Below are 19,325 nucleotides of genomic sequence, written 5' to 3'. Positions count from 1 at the left end.
TGCCACTTGGTTGGTCCCTTCGGCTCATCCCCGGCGGACCCGGGGACGCATGCTCTCGCATGCGGTTTCTGTAGAAAATTCGGTCTTCCCCCGCGCGGACGGGGCTCGAGCGGGCCGACCGCCGATCGCGGCCAGGATATCCGACCGCGACCGGCGCGATGTCAGCGCGTCGCGGTGATCGACTTCGGGCCGCGGCCGACGGCGACCACACCCGACTGCACGATCTCGCGGACCCCGTACGGCTCGAGCATCCGCAGCAGCGCATCGAGCTTGGAACGGGTCCCGGTGGCCTCGACGGTCAGCGCATCCGGGGACACGTCGATCACCTTGGCGCGGAACAACTGCACCGCCTCGATCACCTGGGTGCGCACACTGGCGTCGGCGCGCACCTTCACCAGGATCAGCTCGCGGGCCACCGACGCCTCGGCGTCCTGCTCGACGATCTTGATGACGTTCACCAGCTTGTTGAGCTGCTTGGTGACCTGTTCGAGGGGAAGATCGTCGACGGTGACGACGATCGTCATCCGGGAGATCTCCGGCACCTCGGTGCCGCCCACGGCCAGGGATTCGATATTGAACCCGCGCCGGGAGAACAGGCTGGCGACCCGGGCCAGCACGCCCGGCTTGTCCTCCACCAGCACGCTGAGTGTGTGGGTGCTCATGCCTCGGTTCCCTCGTTCTGCTCGTCGGCCTGCGGCGCGGCCGCTGTGTCCGACTGCGGCGCGGCCGCGTCGACATGCGTCATCGCCTCGTGGATCACGGCCGGCTCGGACACCTGCTCGTCCTCGTCGAACAGCGGCCGGATCCCGCGGGCGAACATGATCTCGTCGTTACCGGTGCCGGCTGCGACCATCGGCCACACCTGGGCATCCTTGCCGACGATGAAGTCGATCACGACCGGGCGGTCGGTGATCTCCTGGGCCCGGCGGATGGCCGGTTCGACCTCTTCCTCGGACTCCACCCGGATGCCGACGCAGCCCAGCGCCTCGGCCAGCTGGACGAAATCGGGGATCCGCAGGGTGTGCGTACCGAGGTCGGTGTTGGAGTAGCGCTCCTCGTAGAACAGCGTCTGCCACTGCCGGACCATGCCGAGGTTGCCGTTGTTGATCAGGGCGACCTTGATCGGCACACCCTCGACGGCGCAGGTGGCCAGCTCCTGGTTGGTCATCTGGAAGCAGCCGTCGCCGTCGACCGCCCAGACCTCCTTGTCGGGCGCACCCATCTTGGCGCCCATGGCCGCCGGCACGGCGTAGCCCATGGTGCCGAGACCACCCGAGTTCAGCCAGGTGCGCGGCTTCTCGTAGTGGATGAACTGCGCGGCCCACATCTGGTGCTGGCCGACGCCGGCGCAGTAGATGGCGTCCGGTCCGGCGAGCCGGCCGAGCGCCTCGATGACGAACTCCGGCGAGAGCGAACCGTCGCTGGGCGGCGTCCAGCCCAGCGGGTAGGCCTTGCGGATCCCGTCCAAGTAGCTCCACCACTCGTCCAGCGACAGCAGCGGGGTGGCCGCCGGTCGGCCGGCCGCCGCCGGATCCGCCCGCAGCGTCTCGATCAGTTCCTCGATGACCTCGCGGGCGTCCCCGACGATCGGGACGTCGGCATGCCGGTTCTTGCCGATCTCGGCGGGGTCGATATCGGCGTGGATCACCTTTGCGTCCGGGGCGAACGAATCCAGCTTGCCGGTCACCCGGTCGTCGAACCGGGCGCCCAGGGTGATCAGCAGATCGGACTTCTGCAGGGCGGCGACCGCGCCGACGGTGCCGTGCATACCGGGCATGCCCATGTTCAGCGGGTGGCTGTCCGGGAAGGCACCCCGGGCCATCAGCGTGGTGACGACCGGGATCCCGGTGAGCTCGGCAAGCGCCAGCAGGGCGGCGGAGGCCTCCGCCTTGATCACGCCGCCGCCGACGTAGAGGACCGGGGCCTCGGCCTCCATGATCATCCGGGCGGCCTCGCGCACCTGCTTGCCGTGCGGCTTGGTCACCGGCCGGTAACCGGGCAGCCGCATCTCCGGCGGCCAACTGAAGGTGGTGTCGGCCTGCAGCGCGTCCTTGGTGATGTCGACGAGCACGGCGCCGGGCCGGCCGGAGGCCGCCAGGTGGAATGCCTCGGCCAGGATGCGCGGGATATCGATCGGGTCGCTGACCAGGAAGTTGTGCTTGGTGATCGGCATGGTGATGCCGGAGATGTCGGCTTCCTGGAAGGCGTCGGTGCCGACCAGCGAGGCCATCACCTGACCGGTGATCGCCACCAACGGGACCGAGTCCATCTGCGCGTCGGCGATCGGGGTCACCAGGTTGGTGGCGCCGGGGCCGGAGGTCGCCATGCACACGCCGACCTTGCCGGTGGCCTGGGCGTAGCCGGTGGCGGCGTGTCCGGCGCCCTGCTCGTGCCGCACCAGCACGTGCCGGACCTTCGGCGAATCGAACAGCGGGTCGTACACCGGAAGAATCGCGCCGCCGGGAATGCCGAATACGGTGTCGGCGCCGAGCTCCTCGAGGGAGCGGACGACCGACTGGGCGCCGGTCATGCGCTCGGGCGCAACCTGGCGCTGGGTGCCGGCGGCCGGGCTACCGGCCTGCTGATTCGCCGAAGGCGCGGGCCTGCGGGCCGAGGGCCCGGGCCGTGCGGTTGGTGCACTCACCGTCTTCGTTCCTTCTCTTGTCGTTCCGACCTCGGCCGATGCCTCGGCCGAGGACCTCGGCCGGCGGGCCGACGGGCACAGTCAACACTTGTTCTCTCGATACGCGGTGTCGTCCGACTCACCCGGTTCCGGTGTTTTCACCCGAACACAAAAAAGCCCCCGACAGCGCTTGGCTGTTCGAGGGTGGCGCGTCGCAACGCGAGCTGACGTATTCGACTCAGGCAGTCGGGCTCAACGCTGGACGCGCCGGCCGAGTACGAGCATCTCGGTCTTTGAAAAGACACTGTGGTTCACGAGCCAGACGATATTCGCCTGCGAACCGCAGAGTCAAACCTGTGAGTCCTTACGTCCCATTATGTGGGACAGCAGGGCGTGCTTGTGTCCGTTCACCTGGATGCGAGGATGGTGGTGTGTCATCACCGCATCAGTCCGTGCCACCGTCTGAATCGTCCCACACCGCTGCGGCGGGAGCCGATACGGGTGGCCCGTCGCGCCCGGTCGGCGGCATTCGCGCGTTGCGCGGCCCCCGGGGAGCAGCCATCGCCGCGGTGCTGCTCGCCTACCTCGCATTCGTCGTGGTCGGCACGATCGAGGACTGGTCGCTGGGCATGCGCATCGGCCTGCTGATCCCGGCCCTGGTGATCGTGTGGCTGATCTGGCCGGCCCGGGCCGCCACCCCGACTCCCGGTGTCCAGGTCATCGGCATCACCCGGCTCGCCTATCTGGGCGTGGTGATCCTGTCGTTCTGCGTGTTCTTCGCCTTCGTGGGCGCCCCGGCCTGGCTGTGGTGGCTGCTGGTGCTGCCGGTCCTCGCCGCGTACTGGGTGACCCGGACACACACCACCGTCTCCGCGGCGGGTCTGGACCTGAGCACGGTGTTCGGTCGGCGGCATCTGGACTGGTCGCAGGTGCGGGGCATCCGCATCCCGAAGCGGGGCTACGTCCGGGTCCATCTCGCCGACGACTCCGAAACCGCCCTGCCCGCGGTCGGCTACGACCGGCTGCGGGAACTCGTGGCGGCCTCCGACGGCCGGCTGCCGGACGTCTTCGCAGCCGCAGCCGAGGCGGAAGCCGCCGCGGCAGCAGCCGACGACGCGACCGCGGCGGCCACCGGCGACGCAGCCGACAACGGCACCGCTGCCTCGGACAGCGACACCACCGCCCCGGACGACGGCGAGCCGACCGGCCGCCCCTGAGCCCGCGCCACGGGACAGCATCACCTCAGCCGTCATCGGCCTCCGGCTGCGCTGCCCGACACCGGCACCGGCCGCCTGCCCGCCCGTCGTTCCCGGCTGCTGCCGTCCACAGTCCGACACCACGGCGCGCGACCCGGCCGGACGACGACCCGCCGACCGGGGGATACGCACACTGCCGATGCGTATCCCGTCACATCCCGGTGCCGCGGCGGGCTCGCGCCGGGTACGCTCGGTGGTGGCCGATCACTTGTCGGCCGCTTCGATGCTTCACGGCCTGCCGACCATCCGGGCCGCACGCGCGCCGACGGCACCACCGCGGCGACGCCCGTTCGAATCCCGTACTCTGTGCCGCCGCCGACCGGCGGTGGCGCCGTCGCCCCACCGGAGTACCGTGGATTGACCACCACGTTGCGGCATCCGCAGCTCAGCCCACCCGCTGCACACGCCGTGGCGCGGCCCGAACCACGTGATCCGGCCCCGACCCAGGAAGCAAGGAAGCTCAGCCAATGCCACCGCTTCGCTCACGAACGACCACCATCGGCCGCAACGCCGCCGGTGCCCGCGCCCTCTGGCGCGCCACCGGGATGACCGACACCGATTTCGGCAAGCCGATCGTGGCGATCGCGAACTCCTACACCCAGTTCGTGCCCGGGCATGTCCACCTGAAGAACGTCGGCGAGATCGTCGCCGACGCGGTGCGCGCCGCCGGCGGCGTGCCGCGTGAGTTCCACACCATCGCGGTCGACGACGGTATCGCGATGGGCCACGGCGGCATGCTGTACTCGCTGCCCTCCCGCGAGATCATCGCCGACTCGGTCGAGTACATGGCCAACGCACACACTGCCGACGCGCTGGTGTGCATCTCCAACTGCGACAAGATCACCCCGGGCATGCTCAACGCCGCGATGCGGCTCAACATCCCGGCCGTGTTCGTCTCCGGCGGTCCGATGGAGGCCGGTAAGGCGGTCGTGGTCGACGGTGTCGCGCAGGCTCCGACCGACCTGATCACCGCGATTTCGGCCAGCGCCAACCAGGCCGTTTCCGAGGACGGGCTCAGCGAGGTCGAACGTTCCGCCTGCCCGACCTGCGGTTCGTGTTCCGGTATGTTCACCGCCAACTCGATGAACTGCCTCACCGAGGCCCTCGGGCTGGCACTGCCCGGCAACGGCTCCACCCTGGCCACCCATGCGGCTCGCCGGGCGCTGTTCGAGAAGGCCGGTTCGGTGATCGTCGACATCGCCAACCGCTGGTACCGCGAGGACGACGCCTCGGTGCTGCCGCGCAATGTCGCCGACGCCAAGGCCTTCCGCAATGCGATGGCGCTCGATGTCGCGATGGGCGGCTCCACCAACACCGTGCTGCACACCCTCGCCGCCGCGCAGGAGGGCGAGGTCGACTTCGATCTGCACACGATCGAGGAGACCAGCCGCCGGGTGCCCACGCTGTCCAAGGTGTCGCCGAACTCCGACTACCACATGGAGGACGTGCACCGCGCCGGTGGCATCCCGGCCATCCTGGGCGAACTGCGCCGGGCCGGTCTGCTGGAAACCGACGTCAGCACGGTGCACACCCGCAGCTTCGACGAATGGCTCGACGACTGGGACATCCGTTCCGGGAAGGCGAGCGAGGAGGCGATCGAACTCTTCCACGCCGCCCCCGGCGGGGTGCGCACCACCGAGCCGTTCTCCACCGAGAACCGCTGGAGTTCGCTGGACACCGATGCGGCCGGCGGCTGCATCCGCGATATCGAGCACGCCTACACCAAGGAGGGCGGCCTGGTCGTCCTGCGCGGCAACCTGGCCGAGGACGGCGCCGTGCTCAAGACCGCCGGTATCGACGAGGAGCTGTTCAGCTTCGAAGGCCCCGCCGTGGTGGTGGAATCGCAGGAGGAGGCCGTCTCGGTGATCCTCGGCAAGAAGATCCAGCCGGGTGATGTCATCGTGGTCCGCTACGAGGGGCCCGCGGGCGGGCCCGGTATGCAGGAGATGCTGCATCCGACGGCCTTCCTGAAGGGCGCCGGGCTCGGCAAGGAATGCGCGCTGATCACCGACGGCCGGTTCTCCGGCGGCACCTCGGGCCTGTCCATCGGCCACATCTCCCCGGAGGCGGCCTCCGGCGGGGTCATCGGGCTGGTGGAGAACGGCGACCGGATCCGCATCGATGTCACCACCCGGGCGCTCGAACTGCTGGTCGACGACGCCGTGCTGGCCGAGCGCCGGGCCAAGATGGAGGCCGCCGAACGCCCGTGGCAGCCGGCGCACCGGGACCGTCCGGTCACCACCGCCCTGCGTGCCTACGCCGCGATGGCCACCTCGGCCGACAAGGGCGCCGTCCGGCACGTGAAGTAGCCGAGCACCCGGATACCGCGAGGGCCCGCCGTCCATCGGACGGCGGGCCCTCGGCGTTCCGGCCGGTTCAGTCGAACGGGCCGATCCCGGTGAACGGGTTGCCCCCGTGCAGATACCAGTAGGTGCCCACCGCGGCGGCGATCGCCAGCAGCAGCACCCCGAACGACCCCCACGCGGGGCGGGTGGCCCAGCCACGGTTGCGGTCCAGCGACCAGCGGCCCGGGCCGGTCACGATGATGATCGCGGCGGCACCGGCGAGAATGCTCTCCAGTTCGACACCGGTCGGGGTCCCCGCGTTGTACTGGAAGCCGGGCAGCATGCCCTGTTTCCAGGCCCAGGCGTCGAGCATGGTCGCCAGGATGGCACCGGCGGCCAACGGCGTGGCCAGGCCGAACACCAGCAGCACACCGCCGCCCAGTTCGCCCGCGATCACCAGGGCGGTCGCCACCGACGGATGGTCCCAGCCACCGGATTCCATCATGTCCCGGGTGCCGTCCAGGCCGGGGCCGTGGAACCATCCGGTCAGCTTCTGCAGGCCGTGATAGATGAATGTCCCACCGACCAGCAGCCGCAGCAGGAAGAGCCCGAAATCGACAGTGCCGCGCCGCGATTCCCGGGCCAGACGCCGCCGCCGTGCCGATTCGGTGGCGGAGGGCTGGGCCGGTGGGATGCTGGCGTAGGCATACGCGGGTTCGGGCTCCGACGCCGCGCCCGTGAGCCCCGGCACCTCGCCGTGGTCCGGGTCCAGGCCGAGCTCTTCGTCGGTACGGGGCACATCCGCAGCCGGACTCGGGGTCGTCGGCCGGTCGGCGCCTGCGGACGGTTCCGCCCCCTTGGACAGGTCCGGCTGCTCGCCGCCGGGTCCCCCGGCCCCGCTCGGCTCCTGTGGTTCGTTCGGCTTGTCGGTCACAAACCATCACCTTAAGTCGCCGCGCCGGACGCCGCGGAACTTCGCCGATCCGGGCGTGTTGACAGCACCGAGCGCGGCCCCGGAGCGGCGCGCGTGACCGGATTTCCGTAACGTCTGTGCCATGAGTTCGGTTATCGCGGGCCGTGTCGCATTGGCGTTGCTGGTCGGTTCCAGTCTGGTGCTGACGGGATGCGCCCGGTTCGACGATTCGGCGTCGAGCCCGTTCACCCCGGAGCCGACCATGCCGGGCGCCGGTATCGATCCGGAGCAGCCGGACGAGCCGGAGGAGGATCCGGTACCGCGGCCGGAAGGCCCGTGTATCGATCCGGACCCGAATGTGATCGGTACCTGCCTGGACTCGGCGGCCGGGCTGGTGACCGACGCCGTGGGCGCGCTGGTCGCCGAACGCCGCACCGGCCGAGTACTGCAGGTTGTTCCGGTCGATTCCAGTCAGCCACAGCCGCCGCCGGTCGAGATCGCCCGGCTGGAGGTGGACGGCAGCGGCGACGGCGGAATCCACGATCTGGCCCTGTCGCCTTCGTTCCTGGAGGACGGGCTGATGTACGCCTACATCACCACCGCATCGGACAACCGTGTGGTGCGCTTCGCCAAGGGGAGCACGCCGAAACCGATCCTCACCGGCATCCCGAAGGGCGCCGGCGGGAACCGGGGCGCGCTGGAGTGGCTGTCCGAGACCGAACTACTGGTGCTCACCGGCAATGCAGGTGATCCCGCGGCCGCCGGCGACCCCGCCTCCACCGCCGGTAAGGTGCTGCGTCTCGAATCGCCCGCCCCCGGCGCGAACAACCCCGAACCGATGCTCTCCGGGATCGGAACCGCCGGGGACATCTGCGCCGACGGCGCCGGCGGCATGTGGGTGACCGACCGAACCGCGGCCGAGGACCGGCTGCAGCATCTGAGCGCCGACGGCATCGCCGTCGTCTCCTGGACCTGGCCGGACCGCCCCGGAGTCGGTGGGTGTTCGGCGACGGGCGACGGTGTCGCGGTCGCCCTGTCCGACGGTGCCGCGCTGGCCGCCATGGGCGCGGACCCGGACACCTTCGCGGTCACCGCCGAGCCGATCCTGGTGGCACAGGGCCGTTACGGCAAGCTGCTCGGCGCCACCGGAGCACCCGACGGCAGCATCTGGGTGACCACGGTCAACAAAACCGACGGCGAGCCGGGACCGTTCGACGATCGTGTCGTCCGAATCCCGCCCCCGAGCGCCGGCGCCGGTGGCGGCCCCGACTGATCGACCCGACGCTGACGGTAGCCGGTGCCGAACGCACCGGCTTACCGGGCGGTCAGGCGCAGGCTTCCAGCACCAGTTCACGCACCCGGGCCGCATCGGCCTGGCCACGGGTCGCCTTCATGACATCGCCGACGATCTTGCCCGCGGCCTGCACCTTGCCGGCCCGGATCTTGTCGGCGATATCCGGATTCGCCGCGAGGGCCTTGTCCACCTCGGCCTGCAGCGCCGAATCGTCGCTGACCATGCCGAGTCCCTTGGCCTCGACGATCGCGGCCGGTTCGCCCTCGCCCGCCAGCACGAAGTCGACGACCTGCTTGGCCACCTTGTTGTTGACCTTCTTGGCCTGAACCAGGCCGATCACCTCGGCCACCTGCCCGGGCGTGATCGACAGCTCCGCGAGTTCCACCTCGCGCTCCTTGGCCTTCTCGGTCAGGTAGGCGACCCACCAGGACCGGGCCTCGTCGGCCGGGGCACCGGCCTCGACGGTCGCCAGGATCAGATCGAGCGCGCCCGCGTTCACCAGGTCGCGCATCACCTCGTCGGACACCCCCCAGTCCGCCTGGATCCGCTGCCGGACCAGCCACGGGTACTCCGGAATGGTGTCGCGCAGCTCGGCCACCCGCTCGGCGGACGGGGCGACCGGTTCCAGGTCGGGCTCCGGGAAGTAGCGGTAGTCCTCCGCGGTCTCCTTCCGGCGGCCCGGCGATGTGGTGCCGTCGGCTTCGTGGAAGTGCCGGGTCTCCTGGATGATCTCGCCGCCCTCGGCGAGTACCGCGGCCTGCCGGCGCATCTCGAACCGGACGGCCACCTCGACGCTGCGCAGCGAGTTGACGTTCTTGGTCTCGGTGCGGGTACCGAATTCCTTCGCACCGATCGGCATCAGCGAGACGTTGGCGTCGCAGCGCAGCGAACCCTGTTCCATCTTCACGTCCGAGACCTGCAGCGACCGCAACACCTCGCGCAGCGCCGTCACATAGGCCCGGGCCACCTCCGGAGCGCGGTCCCCGGCACCGGTGATCGGCTTGGTCACGATCTCGATGAGCGGTACGCCGGCGCGGTTGTAGTCCAGCAGCGAATGGCTGGCGCCGTGGATGCGTCCGGTGGCACCACCGACATGCAGCGATTTGCCGGTGTCCTCCTCCATATGCGCGCGCTCGATCTCCACCCGGAAGGTGGTGCCGTCGTCGAGCGGCACATCGAGGTAGCCCTCCGTGGCGATCGGCTCGTCGTACTGGCTGATCTGGTAGTTCTTCGGCTGGTCCGGGTAGAAGTAGTTCTTCCGGGCGAACCGGCCCCACGGGGTGATCGAGCAGTTCAGCGCCAGACCGATCCGGATGGCCGATTCGACTGCCTGCTCGTTCACCACCGGCAGCGAGCCGGGCAGGCCCAGGCACACCGGGCAGACCTGGGTGTTCGGTTCGGCGCCGAACTCGGTGGGGCAACCGCAGAACATCTTGGTCGCCGTGGACAACTCGACGTGGACCTCCATGCCGAGCACCGGCTCGTACCGGGAGATGACATCGGCGTAATCCATCAACTCGACCGTGGCTGCACTCATGGGGAACAGTCTATGAGTGCGCCCGGGCCGGGTCGTCACGGGCGTCACTACTGCGGGGGCACCCGTTCGGTGAGCCACTCGGTCACGTAGTCGAGCACCTCCGGGTCGATGGTCGTCTCGATGGTCGCGTACTCACTGGGATTGCCGGTCTCCGAAGGCTGCATGAGGTGGTTCAGGCCCGGGAAGGTGTGCACCGTGGCATCGCCGTTGCCGGCCAGCAGATCGCGCATCGGCTGCTCGTTCTGGCTCGCGAGCACCTGCTGATCGGTGCCGCCGAAGAACGCCAGCACCGGAACCTGCAGCGCGGTCAGCGCCGGTGCCGGATCGTAGGTCACGAACGAGGCCATATACGGGGTGTTGAACGCCGCCACAGCCTCGGCCGGGGCGCGCTCGTCCTCCGGCAGCGATTCGTTGTGCTGCCGGGAGAATTCCAGGGCGCCTTCGGAATCGCCCTCGTTCAGCAACCGGGACCATTCGGTGACGTAGTCCACCTGCTCGTCGATCTCCGCCTGGGTGGCGCCCTGGCCGGCCATGATCGCCTTGTTCTGCTCGATGAGCACCTCGGCGCCGGGCACCGACGGCCCGGCCATCAGGATGGCGAAGGCGATATCGGCATCCGGCTGCGCCGCCACCATCGGGGCGAGGTAGCCGCCCTCGCTGTGGCCGAACAGGCCGACCTGCTCGGCATCCACCTCCGGCTGCTTGCGCAGGAAGTCCAGACCGGCCACCACATCGCCGGCGAGATCGGCATAGGTCGATTCGTCCAGTACACCGCCGGTGCCGCCGACGCCGCGGTCGTCGACCCGCAGCACCGCGTAACCGGCCCGGGTGAGGGTATCGGCGATCAGCAGGAACGGGCGATGCCCCATCAGTTCCTCGTTGCGGTCCTGCGGCCCGCTGCCGGTGATCAGCAGGACACCGGGGTACGGGCCGTCCCCCTCGGGATGGGTGAGCGTCCCGGCGATGGTCAGGTCGCCGTTCTCGTAGGTCACCTCCTCGGCGGCATAGGGGAACGGCGGCTGCGGATCCTGCGGGCGGGTCGCGGTGGTCGGCTCGCCACGGGTCAGGGTGAGCGGCACGCTCTGCCCGGACTGGGTCCAGTCGCCGACGATCTCCTCGCCGTCCAGGCGCCCGGCGAAGGCCGGCTCCCCGGGCACGTCGGGCAGGGCGAAGGCTACCTCCTCGGCGTCGGTGCGCACCTCGGAAAGTGGCATATCGGCCACGCCCTGCTCCGGGATATCGATGGTGGCCGAACCGTCCTCCGCGAAGGTCACGCCCACCTCGATCGGATGCCCGGGGACCTCGACCGGGCCGTGCCACTGCCCGGACACGGTGCCGGGGGTGCCGGAGCCACCGCCGTCGTCGGACGAGCAGCCGACCACCAGTGCCAGCACTACGAACAGAACCGAAACCACCCCACGTGCGGTGCGCATGCGATCCACGGTACCGCGCGGCCGGGCTCCGGGGTGGCGCCGCGACGGTTCAGCCGAAGAACAGTTCGGCCTCCCGATACCGTTCGGCAGGTACCCGTTTCAGCTGCTTGGTCGCCTCCGCCAGCGGGACGAGCCCGATCGTGGTGCCGTGCAGGGCGACCATCTGCCCGAAATGACCGGCATGTACGGATTCGGCGGCGTGCAGGCCGAAGCGGGTCGCGAGCACCCGGTCCACCGGAGTCGGGTTGCCGCCCCGCTGGACGTGGCCGAGCACCGTGGTGCGCACCTCCTTGCCGATCCGGCGCTCGATCTCGGCACCCAACTGCTGGGCGACGCCGGTGAACCGCTCGTGCCCGAATTCGTCGATACCACCCTCGCGCAGGGCGAAGCCGGAATCCGGTGCCGGATGCGATCCCTCGGCGACCACACAGATGAAATGCTTGTCGCCGCGCTGGAATCGGCGCTTGATCATCGTGCACACCTCGGCGACATCGAACGGCTCTTCCGGTATGAGGGTGAGGTGTGCCCCGGCGGCGATACCGCAGTTCATCGCGATCCAGCCGGCATGCCGGCCCATCACCTCCACCAGCATCACCCGCTGATGGGATTCGGCGGTGGTGTGCAGCCGGTCGATGGCCTCGGTGGCAATGGACACGGCGGTGTCGTGCCCGAACGTCACGTCCGTGCAATCGATGTCGTTGTCGATCGTCTTCGGCACCCCGACGACCGGCACGCCTTCCTCGGCGAGCCAGCTGGCGGCCGTGAGCGTGCCCTCACCGCCGATCGGGATGAGCGCTTCGATGCCGTTGTCGTCCAAGGTCTGCTTGATCCGGCCGAGCCCGGCGCGCAGCACGTCGGGGTTGGTGCGGGCGGTTCCGAGCATCGTGCCGCCCTTGTTCAGCAGCCGGTCGGTGCGGTCGTCGTTGTGGATGACGATGCGGCGGTCCTCCAATAGGCCGCGCCAGCCGTCCTGGAATCCGACGACCGCGTCCCCGTAGCGGCCGCTCGCCGTGCGAACGACCGCGCGGATCACCGCGTTCAGTCCAGGACAGTCCCCGCCTCCGGTCAGAACTCCGATGCGCATGGCGCATATCTTGCCCCGTCGGCCGGGGATCGGCATCCCCACCCCGCTCGGTGCGGCGGTCATGCGCCGCAGCGGCCGCCGATCAGCTCCTCGGTGTGCTCGGCGAGCAGCGTAGTCAACCGATCCAGCATCTGCATTCCGTCGTCGAACAGGCCCGAATCCGGTTCCGCGGCGAAGGCCACCGCCACCTGCCCGGTCGGGGTGTCGAGCAGACCGAACTGCCGGACCAGGTAGTTCCCGGCCGGATCCGGCCCCCAGCCGCCCTTGAACTCGGCGGCGTCGAAGGCGCCCAGGCCCCAACGATGGCTGGGCACGATCTGTGCCATCAGCTGGGTGACCTGATTGCTCTGCGCCAGGCACGGCAGGTTGGCGGCGAACCGCACCTGGTCGGCGAGGGCCCATTCGGCCTGGCCGAAGGCCGTATACCCGGAGCGGGTCCGATTCGGCGGCACCATGGTCACGGCGTCGCCGCCCTCGCGCAGCACACCCTCGACGGCTGCGGCCGCCTCGGTGCCCGAGCCGAGTTCCGCCCACAGGGTTTCGGCCGCGGTGTTGTCGGAGGAGGTGATCGCCGCCGACATCACGTACTCGCTGCCGACCCCAGCCCGGGCGGCGGCGACGATCATCGGTACCTTGATCGTCGACCAGGCCGGACCGGAGGTCCAGTCGCCGAACGTGACCATCTGCTCGCCGCCGACCGGCATGATCGCCAGCCCGGCCCGCCCGGCCAGCGACGGCGCCAGCTCGGCATAGTCGGCCTCCAAGCTGCCCGGTACCGCAAGCGATACCGTTTGTGGTTCGGTGGCGACCGCGGCCGCCGGTACCGAACTGCTTTCCGGCGGGGCCGGTGATTCCCCCTCCCCGGCACACCCGGCCAGGACCAGCAGTGCTGCCAGTACCCCCGCGCTTCGGATCTTCGATTTACGGAACAGCTCAGTAGACATAAACAATCGCGTTCTCGCCGCCGGTGCAAGTGACCAGGCCACCGTCGGCTGTGCATTCCATCGAGTAGGCCCGGCCGGTCACCGGGCTGGTTGCCTCGACGACCTGCGGGCCGCCGGAAGCTGTTGTACCGTCCGCGAGATATGCGTCCCGGACGGCCTGGGCGAAACCGCAGCTGGTGACCGTGGTCCCGGCCGCCGATCGGCTGCCCGCCGCACCGGTTTCGCTGTCACACGGCTCGGCGGCGGCAGGCAGGGTTGCCGGTTCGGCGGTTGTCGTCGGTGTGGCGGTGGTGGTACGGGGCGGTGGTGCACTGGTCGGCCCGGCCGAGGTCGGCATCGGCGGAGCCGTCGACGTCGTCGCAGCGGCCGCCGTGTTCGACGTGTCCTCGCCGCCGCTGCCGCCGAGGACCAGCCAGCCCACCACCGCACCGAGGCTGAGCACCACGATCGCGCCGACGCCGATCAATACCGGCAGCAGTGCCGAGCGTCTCCGCGCGGGAGGTTCGGCGTAGCCGGGGTCCGCACCGTAGGCGCCGGGCGCGCCGAACCCGGGGTTCTCGTCGTAACCGAACCGGTCGGCGTCATCGGCCCGGTCGGCATAGCCGGACTGGTCGTCGTATCCGGGTTGCGCGCCGAAACCGCCGTGCGCACCGTACTCGGGGTGTCCGCCGAAGCCGGGGTCTCCGCCGAATCCCGGCTGGTTACCGTAACCGGCAGGCCCGCCGAAACCGAACCCGTCGGCCGAACCCGGCTGTGCCCCCTGGCCGCCCCGATCGTCGTGCTCGGCGTAATTGCCGAAACCGGGGTGCTCGCCGTAGCCGGGGTTTCCGCCGAAACCGGGCGGTTCACCGTGATCGGTCCGGCCGGCGGCCCCGGCGAGGACAGTCGGGTCCCCGAAGCCTGCCGCATCACCGAAATCGGCATCGCGGTCTGCCGGGTAGCCGGGTGCGCTGTTCGTCCCCGATCGGCCGTCCGGCCCCTGGACCCCGTCGTAGGCGGCATCCCCGCCGGGATCCGCACCTGCGAACGACCCCGGCCGGCCGAACGGACCGTCGTAGCCGGGCCCGCCCGGCGGCGGCCCGGCGCCTTCCCGGAATCCGGAGTCCGGGCCGAAGTCCGGCCCCGACGGCCCATCGGCCCCGTAGCGCCTGGTAGCTGCCGAAAGCGGCACGCCCTCGTCGGGCCCGAACTGCTGGGCCTGCCCGGCCGAAGCGGACCCGCCGGGACCGGCCGGGAACTGCCCGGAATCAGGGCCGAAGTCCGGCCCCGACGGCCCGTCTGGCCCATAGCGCCCGGTCGCCGCCGAAAAAGGCACGCCCTCGTCCGGCCGGAACTGCTGGGTCCGCTCAGCCGGAGCGAGCCCGCCGGGACCCGCCGGGAACTGCCCGGAATCAGGGGCGGTTTCGGTGGCGAACTGCGCACCGGCAGCGGCAGCCGGACCGAATCCGACCTCACCTCCGGGGGCGTCCCGGTATCCGGGAGGCGGCGGGTCGCCTACAGGCTCGGGGCCGAGCCGACCGCGGGCAGGCAGATAACGGGTGGACTCAGCGGCAGGCAGCGACACCTCACCCGTACCGAGCCGCGGATCGCCGGCGGGGCCGAAATATCGTGTCGTCTCCGCGGCGCCGCCGGGTCCGGCCTGGCCATCCACCGGTCCGGCACCGCCACCGGCCGGTCCGGCCTCGGTGCCCGGCACCCCGGGGCGGTCGCCGGGGGTTCCGGGGCCGAATCGATGGGTTGCCGGGGGCGCGCCGGGAGCGGGCAGGGCGGGGCGGGGTGCACCGAGTCGTTCCGGGGCCGGGGGCCGGGGAACGCTCCCCGGCCCCGGCAGGGGGACCTCACCGGTGCCGGGACGTGGTTCGCGAGCACCGGGCGGAACCGGGCCCGATACGGCGGGCATCGATCCGGTGCCGGGCCGATCCGGTCCCGGCTGCGGCGGTGGTGCGCCGCCGGCACCCGGAAGCCGCGCCGGCGGAGCGGAAGCAGCAGGCGGGACCTGTGGGTTCTCTCCGCTGGGTGGCTGGTCGTCGCCGTAGAGATGCGCATCGGGGAACGGCCGGGCCTTCGGCAGGCCGTCCGCGGGCGTGTAGGGGGCGCGAGTGGGCTGCTCACCGGTGTCGGAGGCGTACGGGGTCAGATGTACATCGGAGAGGCGCACTTCCGCAGGGCCGCCCGGCTGGATCACCGCCGGGACGGCGTACTCGCCGGTGCCCTCCGCGGGCGGCACCCGATGGAAGCCGGTGGTCTCCGCACCGGGTTCCCGGTTCTCCGGAGCCCGGACGACCAGGGTCGGATGCGCCCCGGTCGTGTCACCCTTGGAACGGGCGGTCTCCACCCCGCCGGTCGCGGATACCGCGCCGACGATCTTCACCTCACCGGTGGCCGGTCCCGCAGCCGCCGCAAGGTCCGGCGGGGCCGGGCGGGGCGGAGCGGATGGTGCCGGATTCGCGGGGGGCGGCGGCGCAGCAGGTGGCACGGCCGGAAACGATCCGGTGGCGGTCACCGCCGGGAAGGTTCCGGACACGTCGGCCTGCCCTGATGCCGGATCCCGGGCAGTCCGCGATCCACCGGTGGCCGCGGCGATCAGCGCGGCCCGCGCCGCCCGGGCCAGCGCGGTGGCATTCGGGTAGCGCTCGTCGGGATTCTTGGCCATCCCGTGGGCGATCACGTCGTCCAGTTCGGCCGGGACGCCGGGGCGCACGACGCTCGGCCGCGGCGGCGGCTCGGACAGGTGCGAACGGATCAGCACACCGGTGCCGGTGGCCGGGTACGGCGCGGTGCCGGTGAGGCATTCGTGCAGCACACAGGCCAGCGAGTAGATGTCTGCGCGGCCGGTGATCGGCCCGGTGTCGAACCGTTCCGGCGCCATGTAGGTGTAGGAACCGACCGCCACCCCCAGCTGGGTCACGGCGGTGTCGCCCTCGGTGTGGGCGATACCGAAGTCGGCCAGGTAGGCGAAATCGGCGGGTGTGACCAGGATGTTCGCCGGTTTGACGTCCCGGTGGACCAGCCCGCCGGCGTGCGCGGCGTCCAGCGCGGCGGCGATCTGTTCGACGATGCCGACGGCCCGTTCCGGGCTCAGGTACCCGCGCTCGACCAGCAGCGCCCGCAGATCGGTGCCCGGAACCAGGCGCATATCGATGAACAGCACCCCATCGATCACGCCCCAGTCGTGGATCGGGATCACATGTGGTTCGGCCAGCCGCGCCGCGGCCTGCGACTCCCGACGGAACCGGACCTGGTAGGCCGGATCCTCGGCCAGTTCGGGGGCGAGCAGTTTGAGCGCGACCATCCGGTCCTTGACCGTGTCGTAGGCCTGGTAGACCTCGCCCATTCCCCCTTTGCCCAGCAGCGACCGCAACTCGTACGGGCCGAACGTCTGTCCGGTCCGTGAATCAGATGCCTCCACCAGCGTCTGCCTCCCACATATCCAGCACGCGCGAAGCCTGCCTGTCAGAAGGAGGATTCTCCCGGTGCGACGACACCGTGGTCAAACGCGAACACGATAGCCGCCGCCCGGTCACGCAGGTCGAGCTTGCCGAAAATGTGTCCTACATGGCTTTTCACCGTGACCTCGGAGATACCGAGTTCCTCGGCGATCTCGCCGTTGATCCGGCCCCGGCCGATCAATTCGAGCACTTCGTACTCGCGCGCGGTCAGATCGCCGAGCCGGCGATCTGCGGCCCGCCCGTTCGGCCGGACGGTGCGATAGGCGCTCAGCACCCGGCCGGTGACGGCGGGGTCGAGCCAGGCACCGCCGGCGGCGACGGTGCGGACCGCGCGGATCAGATCCTCGGCCGGCGAATCCTTCAGCAGAAACCCGGCCGCGCCGGCCCGCAGCGCGCCGGACAGCAGCTGGTCGTCGTCGAAGGTGGTCAGGACGAGCACCGGTGGGGCATCGGTGCGGGTGCGCAGCATCCGAGTGGCGTCGATGCCGCCCATCCGTTTCATCCGCAGGTCCATCAACACGATGTCGGGTCGCCGGGCGGCGACCGCGGCGGCCACTTCGTCGCCGTCGGCACATTCGGCGACCACGAAGCCGTCCCGGCGGCGCAGGATCCGGCGCAGGCCACCCCGCACCAGTTCCTGGTCGTCCACCACGAGAACCTCGACGGTGTCAGCGTTCGTCGGTGATGTCACCGTCTCCCCCTCCGTTGCTGCGATCACGGCCCGGCAGCAGCGCCGAGAGCTTCGGGCACGGCCCGGACCTGGCCAGCGGGATGCCCACCCGGACAGCCCAGCCGTCATCGTAGAGTCCGGCGCCGATCCGGCCGCCGAGCAGTTCGGCACGCTGCCGCATCCCGGACAGCCCCATACCCGAACCCCGTTCGGCGGTGAACCCGGCCGGCAGGGTGTTGTGCACTATCAGCCGGACCATCTCGATATCGACCTCGAGGCGCATCCGGACGTCCGCACCCGGCGCGTGTTTGGCGATATTGGCCAGCGATTCCTGACCGATCCGGTACATGGCGTGCCCGACCGCGCCGGAGACGGCCGACAGGTCACCGGAGGTCGTGTAGTCGACGGGCATCCCGGCCCGCCGGAAGTCGTCGACGAGGTCGTCCAGGTCGCCGACACCGGGTTCCGGGCGTGGATCGGTCGGCCCGGAATCGAGCAGCCCCACGGTGCGGCGGATATCGGCCATCGCCTGCCGCCCGAGCCGTTCGGCGTCGATGAGCGCATCGACGGCCTCGTCCACATCCCGGTCGGTCTGCAGAGTGTGCCGGGCGGCGGTCAGGTGCAGCAGGGTCACGCTGAGGGAGTGGGCGATCACGTCGTGCACCTCCCGCGCGATCCGGCGCCGCTCCTCCGCCGCCGCACGGTCGGCGCGGATGCCCTGGTTTTCCCGTTCCTGGTACAGGAACCGCCGCTGGTACTGCAGGATCAGCCCGACCATGGTCCCCAACGCCACGCCGATCGCATACATGGGCATGCCCTCGAGCCGGCCGCTGTCCGGCATCCACGGCATGTTCCCGGCCAGGTCGAAGGCGATCAGTTCGGCGATGGCCAGTACCGCGAATCCCAGGCCGACCCGAGGTGAGGAGATCGCCGCTACCTCACCGGCCACGACCACCAGGACGAACGGGGCGAAGTCGGTCGGCACCGGCTGGAGCAGGAACAACGCACAGGACAGCAGTCCGAGCGCCTGGATCAGCGCCGGCGAAGGCTTCACGTCGAAGAAGGCGAACAACGGGACCTGCGCGAAGGCAGCCAGCATCGCGAGCAGCGGGAGCACGGTCGGGAAGTAGTCGTGCCGCTGGATGACCGCGGCGGTGGTCACCACCAGCAGGGCGGCATCGGCGATCAGCACCACGAACGGCGGATAGTCGTACGGCAACGACGCGAGCCGGTCCGCGGCGGCCTCGACCGGATGCCGCAGCAGTGTGGTCAGCCGATCACGCATGCCGCGCAGCCGGGGACGCTCCCGCACCGACTCCGGGGCGGACTGGATCACATCCATGATGTCCAGGCTAATCACCCGACCGGGCCCGGACATCGTGCCGGAAACGGGCGACGGCTCCTACCACGGTCGGAGCCCGAATCGGGTCCGCGGCACGACGACGCCGGCCCGCTGCGTCCGTAGCGTCGATCACACGTTGCCGACACCGGAAGGCAGACCCATGACCTGGAACGATCTGCATCGACGCACCGAAATCGTGCACCTGGTGCTGCGCCGAGCGGCCGCCGACCCGGCCGACCCCGAGCTGTTCACCGGGATCCCCGACCTCGACCGGCACTTCGGCGGCGTCCGCGGACTCCTCGACGCCCTCGCGTATCGCTGGGCGAATCATCTACGGACCAAGCTCGAATTCGCCGAGATCGCCGGGAACACGCCTGTCGAGGCGTATCTGGAGCTCGCCGCCGAACAACCCGCACTACGGGCGGTGCTCGACACCTGGGCCCACCGGCGCACCCCCGACGACCGGCCCGCCTTCGCCCGCTGATTCCACGACCG

General features: G+C 70.4%; 14 protein-coding genes. 4 read left to right on the top strand and 10 right to left on the bottom strand.

Annotated elements, in window-relative coordinates:
* Positions 1-161: 161 nt before the first annotated feature.
* Positions 162-662 carry an acetolactate synthase small subunit gene (ilvN, locus tag AC1HFH_RS08410; RefSeq protein ID WP_480246866.1) on the bottom strand — a complete coding sequence of 167 codons (501 nt, stop codon included), beginning with the start codon at positions 660-662 and terminating at the stop codon, positions 162-164.
* Complete coding sequence (locus AC1HFH_RS08405) at positions 659-2,644, bottom strand: acetolactate synthase large subunit (RefSeq protein WP_480246865.1); 1,986 nt, start codon at positions 2,642-2,644, stop codon at positions 659-661. Before AC1HFH_RS08405 ends, ilvN begins: the two co-directional genes overlap by 4 nt.
* 431 nt (positions 2,645-3,075) lie before the next feature.
* Between AC1HFH_RS08405 and AC1HFH_RS08400 the strand changes: the two genes are divergently transcribed.
* Both AC1HFH_RS08400 and ilvD read left to right on the top strand, forming a co-directional pair.
* On the top strand, positions 3,076-3,840 hold the full coding sequence (locus AC1HFH_RS08400) for a PH domain-containing protein (RefSeq protein ID WP_480246864.1): 765 nt from the start codon (positions 3,076-3,078) through the stop codon (positions 3,838-3,840).
* A 506-nt stretch (positions 3,841-4,346) separates the two neighbouring features.
* Complete coding sequence (gene ilvD / locus AC1HFH_RS08395; RefSeq protein ID WP_480246863.1) at positions 4,347-6,188, top strand: dihydroxy-acid dehydratase; 1,842 nt, start codon at positions 4,347-4,349, stop codon at positions 6,186-6,188.
* A gap of 67 nt (positions 6,189-6,255) precedes the next feature.
* Here the strand turns inward: ilvD and AC1HFH_RS08390 are convergent, their stop codons facing one another.
* Positions 6,256-7,098, bottom strand: coding sequence for a DoxX family protein (locus AC1HFH_RS08390; RefSeq protein WP_480246862.1), 843 nt, complete (start codon positions 7,096-7,098; stop codon positions 6,256-6,258).
* A 121-nt stretch (positions 7,099-7,219) separates the two neighbouring features.
* Here AC1HFH_RS08390 and AC1HFH_RS08385 point away from each other — a divergent pair, with 121 nt between their 5' ends.
* A complete protein-coding gene (locus AC1HFH_RS08385; protein ID WP_480246861.1) occupies positions 7,220-8,350 on the top strand; it encodes a PQQ-dependent sugar dehydrogenase in 1,131 nt (376 codons plus the stop codon).
* Positions 8,351-8,402: 52 nt separating this feature from the next.
* Here AC1HFH_RS08385 and gatB read toward each other — a convergent pair whose 3' ends face one another.
* From gatB to AC1HFH_RS08350, 7 genes are read right to left on the bottom strand one after another with little or no spacing between them, the layout of a single operon-like run.
* Complete coding sequence (gatB, locus tag AC1HFH_RS08380) at positions 8,403-9,908, bottom strand: Asp-tRNA(Asn)/Glu-tRNA(Gln) amidotransferase subunit GatB (RefSeq protein ID WP_480246860.1); 1,506 nt, start codon at positions 9,906-9,908, stop codon at positions 8,403-8,405.
* A 47-nt stretch (positions 9,909-9,955) separates the two neighbouring features.
* Entirely contained in the window at positions 9,956-11,341 is a 1,386-nt protein-coding gene (locus AC1HFH_RS08375) for an alpha/beta hydrolase family protein (RefSeq protein WP_480246859.1), read from the bottom strand.
* A 49-nt stretch (positions 11,342-11,390) separates the two neighbouring features.
* Complete coding sequence (locus AC1HFH_RS08370; protein WP_480246858.1) at positions 11,391-12,425, bottom strand: ATP-dependent 6-phosphofructokinase; 1,035 nt, start codon at positions 12,423-12,425, stop codon at positions 11,391-11,393.
* A 59-nt stretch (positions 12,426-12,484) separates the two neighbouring features.
* Entirely contained in the window at positions 12,485-13,369 is an 885-nt protein-coding gene (locus AC1HFH_RS08365) for a serine hydrolase (protein ID WP_480246857.1), read from the bottom strand.
* Positions 13,359-16,778, bottom strand: a complete 3,420-nt coding sequence (locus tag AC1HFH_RS08360; protein WP_480246856.1) for a serine/threonine-protein kinase — start codon at positions 16,776-16,778, stop codon at positions 13,359-13,361. The genes AC1HFH_RS08365 and AC1HFH_RS08360 overlap by 11 nt, the downstream gene beginning before the upstream one ends.
* A gap of 44 nt (positions 16,779-16,822) precedes the next feature.
* Entirely contained in the window at positions 16,823-17,509 is a 687-nt protein-coding gene (locus AC1HFH_RS08355) for a response regulator (protein WP_480246855.1), read from the bottom strand.
* Positions 17,487-18,830, bottom strand: coding sequence for a sensor histidine kinase (locus tag AC1HFH_RS08350; protein WP_480246854.1), 1,344 nt, complete (start codon positions 18,828-18,830; stop codon positions 17,487-17,489). Before AC1HFH_RS08350 ends, AC1HFH_RS08355 begins: the two co-directional genes overlap by 23 nt.
* 160 nt (positions 18,831-18,990) lie before the next feature.
* Between AC1HFH_RS08350 and AC1HFH_RS08345 the strand changes: the two genes are divergently transcribed.
* Complete coding sequence (locus tag AC1HFH_RS08345; RefSeq protein WP_480246853.1) at positions 18,991-19,314, top strand: hypothetical protein; 324 nt, start codon at positions 18,991-18,993, stop codon at positions 19,312-19,314.
* Positions 19,315-19,325: the final 11 nt, after the last annotated feature.

It is taken from the genome of Nocardia sp. KT25-26, from assembly GCF_056627695.1.
This window is presented reverse-complemented; position numbering and strand designations above follow the sequence as displayed.

Coding starts and splice junctions, on each gene's coding strand:
- ilvN (WP_480246866.1), bottom strand. CDS start 662: ATGAGCACCCACACACTCAGCGTGCTGGTGGAGGACAAGCCGGGCGTG.
- ilvD (WP_480246863.1), top strand. CDS start 4,347: ATGCCACCGCTTCGCTCACGAACGACCACCATCGGCCGCAACGCCGCC.
- AC1HFH_RS08385 (WP_480246861.1), top strand. CDS start 7,220: ATGAGTTCGGTTATCGCGGGCCGTGTCGCATTGGCGTTGCTGGTCGGT.
- gatB (WP_480246860.1), bottom strand. CDS start 9,908: ATGAGTGCAGCCACGGTCGAGTTGATGGATTACGCCGATGTCATCTCC.
- AC1HFH_RS08375 (WP_480246859.1), bottom strand. CDS start 11,341: ATGCGCACCGCACGTGGGGTGGTTTCGGTTCTGTTCGTAGTGCTGGCA.
- AC1HFH_RS08370 (WP_480246858.1), bottom strand. CDS start 12,425: ATGCGCATCGGAGTTCTGACCGGAGGCGGGGACTGTCCTGGACTGAAC.
- AC1HFH_RS08365 (WP_480246857.1), bottom strand. CDS start 13,369: ATGTCTACTGAGCTGTTCCGTAAATCGAAGATCCGAAGCGCGGGGGTA.
- AC1HFH_RS08350 (WP_480246854.1), bottom strand. CDS start 18,830: ATGGATGTGATCCAGTCCGCCCCGGAGTCGGTGCGGGAGCGTCCCCGG.
- AC1HFH_RS08345 (WP_480246853.1), top strand. CDS start 18,991: ATGACCTGGAACGATCTGCATCGACGCACCGAAATCGTGCACCTGGTG.